This is a genomic window from Mycobacterium sp. 1245499.0 (assembly GCF_001673615.1).
In the GTDB taxonomy this organism is placed as follows: domain Bacteria; phylum Actinomycetota; class Actinomycetes; order Mycobacteriales; family Mycobacteriaceae; genus Mycobacterium; species Mycobacterium europaeum_A.
This window is the reverse complement of record NZ_LZMG01000037.1, coordinates 1-4851: the sequence shown is the minus strand read 5'-3', so window position 1 is coordinate 4851 and position 4851 is coordinate 1. Positions and strand designations below refer to the sequence as shown.

Annotated in this window: 5 protein-coding genes and 1 pseudogene; 2 read left to right on the top strand and 4 right to left on the bottom strand. The window is 66.6% G+C overall.

What is annotated here, in order from left to right; all coding sequences use genetic code 11:
• From A5646_RS01585 to A5646_RS01570, 4 genes are all read right to left on the bottom strand, one after another.
• On the bottom strand, nt 1–1077 hold a 1077-nt coding region (locus A5646_RS01585), incomplete at its 3' end, for an LLM class flavin-dependent oxidoreductase (RefSeq protein WP_067019386.1).
• 139 nt (nt 1078–1216) lie between these two features.
• On the bottom strand, nt 1217–2323 hold the full coding sequence (locus tag A5646_RS01580; protein ID WP_066861679.1) for an inositol-3-phosphate synthase: 1107 nt from the start codon (nt 2321–2323) through the stop codon (nt 1217–1219).
• Nucleotides 2324–2379: 56 nt separating this feature from the next.
• Nucleotides 2380–2922: a PadR family transcriptional regulator gene (locus tag A5646_RS01575; RefSeq protein WP_066861963.1), complete on the bottom strand. Its 543-nt coding sequence runs from the start codon at nt 2920–2922 to the stop codon at nt 2380–2382.
• Nucleotides 2923–3079: 157 nt separating this feature from the next.
• Nucleotides 3080–3958 (bottom strand): DUF1707 domain-containing protein, encoded by an 879-nt coding sequence (locus A5646_RS01570; RefSeq protein WP_067019383.1) that lies wholly within the window; start codon nt 3956–3958, stop codon nt 3080–3082.
• Between the two features lie 121 nt (nt 3959–4079).
• Here A5646_RS01570 and A5646_RS01565 point away from each other — a divergent pair, with 121 nt between their 5' ends.
• On the top strand, nt 4080–4514 hold the full coding sequence (locus A5646_RS01565; protein ID WP_064883320.1) for a DUF5318 family protein: 435 nt from the start codon (nt 4080–4082) through the stop codon (nt 4512–4514).
• Nucleotides 4507–4785: pseudogene (locus tag A5646_RS29700) on the top strand (penicillin-binding protein); the annotation flags it as partial. The gene A5646_RS01565 and the pseudogene A5646_RS29700, both read left to right, overlap by 8 nt.
• Nucleotides 4786–4851 lie beyond the last annotated feature (66 nt).

Below are 4851 nucleotides of genomic sequence, written 5' to 3'. Positions count from 1 at the left end.
ATTCGCGGCCGAAGCCTGTGCGTATTTCAACCCGGCCATGGCGCCGTAGTCGAGTATTTTCGGCACGCGCAGGCCCGCGTCCACGTAGGTCTTGACGATCTTGGCGACCTCTTTCGGTGTGCCATGCGGCACGACGGCCAGCACCATCTCGGGCCGCGCGTTGTCCAGAAATTCCAGGATTCGCTCCCGGGTGAGTACGGCCGGGTCGATGTCTTGGAATCCCCGCCAGCCCTCGCCCATGGGGTGTTCGAAGCCGAAGTCGTGCAACGTTTTTGCCGAGACCTGTAGCAGGAAGGCCTTGACCAGGGGAGCCTGCAGGATCTCGGCGAGGGCCTCGTCGTCCGCACCGATCAGGCAGACCTGGATGAAGCAGGGCGTGATCGCCAGGGGGTCGCGGCCGGCGCGTTCGGCGGAGCTTCGCACCGCGGCGAGCATCTGGGCGTAGTGGTCGGGAGTCCAGGCACCCGCCGGCCACCAGCCATCGGCGTACCGGCCCGCGATGTCGAGCATCCGCGGGCCGCTGGCGCCGATCCAGATCGGCGGTACCCGGCCCCCATAGGGTTCGGTGTCCAATCGGGCGTGGTGGAGCTGGTAGAACTGGCCGTCGAAGTCGACCGGCCCGTCACTGCGCCACAGCAGCTGGATCACCGCCAGCGCTTCCTCGAACCGGCTGACCGAACGCGAGAAGTCGAAGCCGTAGGGCAGCGTGTTCTCGCTCTCGCCGCTGCCCAACCCGAGGATGAAGCGCCCCTTGGCCAGGTGATCGATGGTCAGCGCGGTTTGGGCGAGCAGCGCGGGATGGCGGCGCACGGTATCGACGACCGCGCTGACCAGGGGGACCCGTTCGGTCAGCACGGCCGCCGCGGCCGCCACCGCGAGTCCGTCCAGGTGGCGGTGCGGTGACGGGGAAGCCGTGGCCAGGTCGGTGAACTCGGGCGTCCAGATCGAGTCGGGCCAGAAGCTGACCATGTGATCGGGCAGCCAGATGGAGTGATACCGGCCGCTGTCGAGTTCCGCGAGCCGGGACAGGTCGAGGGGAAGCGTCGTGCGGAGGAAAGCCGCGGGCTGAACGGTCATCGAGACATGATGCTAAGCACCTGCACAGCATCGTGTCGATGATTTGGTCCCAACGGCCGCGAGCGTAACGCTGTGGCGGATTCTCGAGATGAAAATCGCCGTGGCGTTACGCTCGCGACACGGTGGTGCGTGGAGGGGCTCAGCCCTCGATGATGAATTCTTCGAGCTGGGCGCGCGCGATGTCGTCGGGCAGCTGCTGCGGCGGGCTCTTCATCAGGTACGCCGACGCCGGGATCACCGGGCCGCCGATGCCGCGGTCCTTGGCGATCTTGGCGGCACGCACCGCATCGATGATGACGCCCGCGGAGTTCGGCGAGTCCCACACCTCGAGCTTGTACTCGAGGTTCAGCGGCACGTCGCCGAAGGCGCGGCCCTCCAGCCGCACGTAGGCCCACTTGCGGTCGTCGAGCCAGCCGACGTGATCGGAGGGGCCGATGTGCACGTCCTTGGTCTTGAACTCGCGCTGCAGGTTGGAGGTCACGGCCTGCGTCTTGGAGATCTTCTTGGACTCCAGCCGCTCGCGTTCGAGCATGTTGAGAAAGTCCATGTTGCCGCCGACGTTGAGCTGCATGGTGCGGTCCAGCTGCACGCCGCGGTCTTCGAACAGCTTGGCCATCACGCGGTGGGTGATGGTCGCGCCGACCTGGCTCTTGATGTCGTCACCGACGATAGGCACGCCGGCGTCGGCGAACTTCTTGGCCCACACCGGGTCCGAGGCGATGAACACCGGCAGGGCGTTGACGAACGCCACGCCCGCGTCGATGGCGCACTGGGCGTAGAACTTGTCGGCCTCTTCGGAGCCGACCGGCAGGTAGGAGACCAAAACGTCGACGTTGGCCTCGCGCAGCGCCTGGACCACGTCGACCGCCTCGACGTCGGACACCTCGATGGTGTCGGCGTAGTACTTGCCGATGCCGTCCAGCGTCGGGCCGCGCTGCACCGTCACATTGAGGGGCGGCACGTCGGCGATCTTGATGGTGTTGTTCTCCGACGCGAAGATCGCCTCGGACAGGTCGAAGCCGACCTTCTTGGCGTCCACGTCGAACGCGGCGACGAACTTCACGTCGCGGACGTGGTACTGGCCGAACTTCACGTGCATCAAGCCGGGCACGGTGCTGTTCGGGTCGGCGTCGTAGTAGTACTGCACGCCCTGAACCAGCGAAGACGCGCAGTTACCGACGCCGACAATGGCGACTCGTACCTCCGACTGCGCTTCTGCCGCCTTCGGCGGTTGGTTCTCACTCATAAGGGCGTTCTCCTAACCTCTGACCTCTGACTGGGATGCTGGGTTCGTGCAGGGGGTTACGTTTGCTCGGAGAGGCCGGGCATCGCCCGCTCCGCAGCGATGAGCTCGTTGAGCCATTTGACTTCGCGCTCACTGGACTCGAGCCCCAATTGATGAAGCTGACGGGTGTAGCGGTCGAACGAGCTACTGGCCCGCGCAACTGCTTCGCGCAGACCTTCCCGCCGTTCCTCGACCTGACGGCGGCGGCCTTCCAGAATGCGCATGCGCGCCTCTGCCGGAGTCCGGTTGAAGAACGCCAGGTGTACCCCGAAGCCGTCGTCGGTGTAGTTGTGGGGACCGGTGTCGGCCACCAGCTCACCGAAGCGCCGGCGGCCTTCGTCGGTCAGCTGGTAGACGCGCCGGGCCCGCCGGACCGGCGTCCCGGCCGGGGCGGCATCCTCGGCGATCAACCCGTCGGCCTGCATGCGGCGCAGGGCCGGGTAGAGCGAACCGTACGAAAACGCCCGGAACGCGCCGAGTAGACCGGTCAGCCGTTTGCGCAACTCGTAGCCGTGCATGGGCGATTCGATCAGGAGACCGAGGATGGCAAGCTCCAGCAATCGAATCACCTCCCTGAGAGTTTTGCGTGGCTGGTTACGACGGTCCGACGCCTCGCGCAATCGTATCGTCTCGATATATTAGCCACAACACCACCGGCTGTTGGTTTGCAGTTCGTCACAGTGCAGGGGTGTGAAATGTGCGCCGGGGGACCGGTCTTTACGTCGGCAGGCTCATCTGCTTGACGGTGCCGTCGCCGGTGAAGGAGATGTAGCCGCCGCCGTAATCGCTGGAGACATACAGCGACAGCGTGAGGGCCCCCGGCGTGGTCGGGTCGGTTGCCGGCTCGACGATCAAGTACGTGGTCTTCACGTCGGAGGGCTTCATGCGCAGCGTCTGCGGGGCGCCGCGCATGATGCCGACGGTCTTCGTGACGTCGAACTTGCTCAGGTCGACCGGGACGGGGCCGTCCGAAGAACTCTTGGCCGAGCTGGTCGGATCGCCCCAGCCGCCGCGGTAGGTATAGGCCAGCACCCGGCGGTCGTCCGAAGGGTCCGGCCGGTCCAGCGACGCGTAGGTCGGGTAGATCACCAACCGGTAGCCCATGGTGTCGCCGAATCGTTTGCGCATCTGTTCGAGCAGTCCGGTGAGCCCGCCGACCGAGTGCAGCTGGGTGGGCGGCGTCAACACCACGGCGCTGACTCCGTCGGGCTTGGCTCCCGGGTCGGCGGTGAAGTCCAGCGGCGAGCGGGTGTTGCCGTACAGGCCCCACCCGATTCCCATGCCCAACAGCACGGACACGACGAATGCGGCGGCCAGCACTCCCCACCCGCCGACTTGGGGCACCTTGTGGCGCAAGTCAAGCGCCGGCAACTGCCGCCCGGAGTTGGTTTGCAGGTCGCTCACCAGGGCACGCAAGTCGCCCAACGTCACCGCCTTGGTGGCCGCGCTGACCCTCTCCCGGTGCTCCTCGGCGGAGAGCTCACCGTCGGCCAGCGCGTCATCGAGGACCGTGCAGGTGTCTTGGCGATCGGTGTCCTTGGCGCGGGTAGTCGTGGTCACCCCGCCGGCCAGCGGTGCCCCGAGCCATTTCGCCACGGGGATGATCGTAGAAGTCCGGTGTCGGTTTGGCGCAGAAATCACCGTCGAGTGCCCGGGCCCGACCGCCACGGTTTCGGTTGCGTATCACTGCTCGGGATGGCGACGTACTCTGGTGGGCGTGCGACTGCAGCGACAAGTGGTGGATTACGCGCTCCGGCGGCGCTCACTGCTGGCCCAGGTGTACTCGGGCCGGACGGGTGTCTCCGAGGTCTGCGACGCGAACCCGTATCTGCTGCGCGCCGCCAAGTTTCACGGGAAACCGAGCCAGGTCATGTGCCCGATCTGCCGCAAGGAGCAGCTGACGCTGGTGTCGTGGGTGTTCGGCGAACACCTGGGTGCGGTGTCGGGTTCGGCACGCACGGCCGAGGAATTGGTGATGCTGGCAACCCGGTTCGAGGAATTCGCGGTCCACGTGGTGGAGGTGTGCCGGACCTGCAGCTGGAACCATCTCGTCAAGTCCTACGTGCTCGGCGCTGCACGCACGGCACCTCCGCCCAGGGGTACCGGCCGCACGCGGACGGCGCGCAACAACGCCCGCACGGCCATTGAATAACGAAGGACGCCACAGCCAGTCCTCCGGTGACCAACGTGGGCCATCGACTGAGCATGTAGGCAATCAGAGTTCTGACAAGCGTCCGGGCCCCAGCCGTCCGGACGCCCCTCGGGATCGTGAGCGTCGGGAGGGGCCGCCGACGATCAGCCGCCGTCGGCAGGCTCCGCCGGACGATCGACTCACCACGATCCTGCCGCCCGTGCAAGACGACCGGGCGCCCCGGCGCTCCGATCCGATAGACGAAGTCAAAGCCGCACTGGCCGGCCCGCCGGATGCGCGCGGAGCAGCGCGCCCTCGGAGACCGTGAGCTGCTCGACGGGTTTGTTGAAGTAGGCCT

Bases quoted from the DNA above. Each gene is read 5' to 3' on its own strand.
- A5646_RS01580 (WP_066861679.1), bottom strand. From the start codon at position 2,323: ATGAGTGAGAACCAACCGCCGAAGGCGGCAGAAGCGCAGTCGGAGGTA.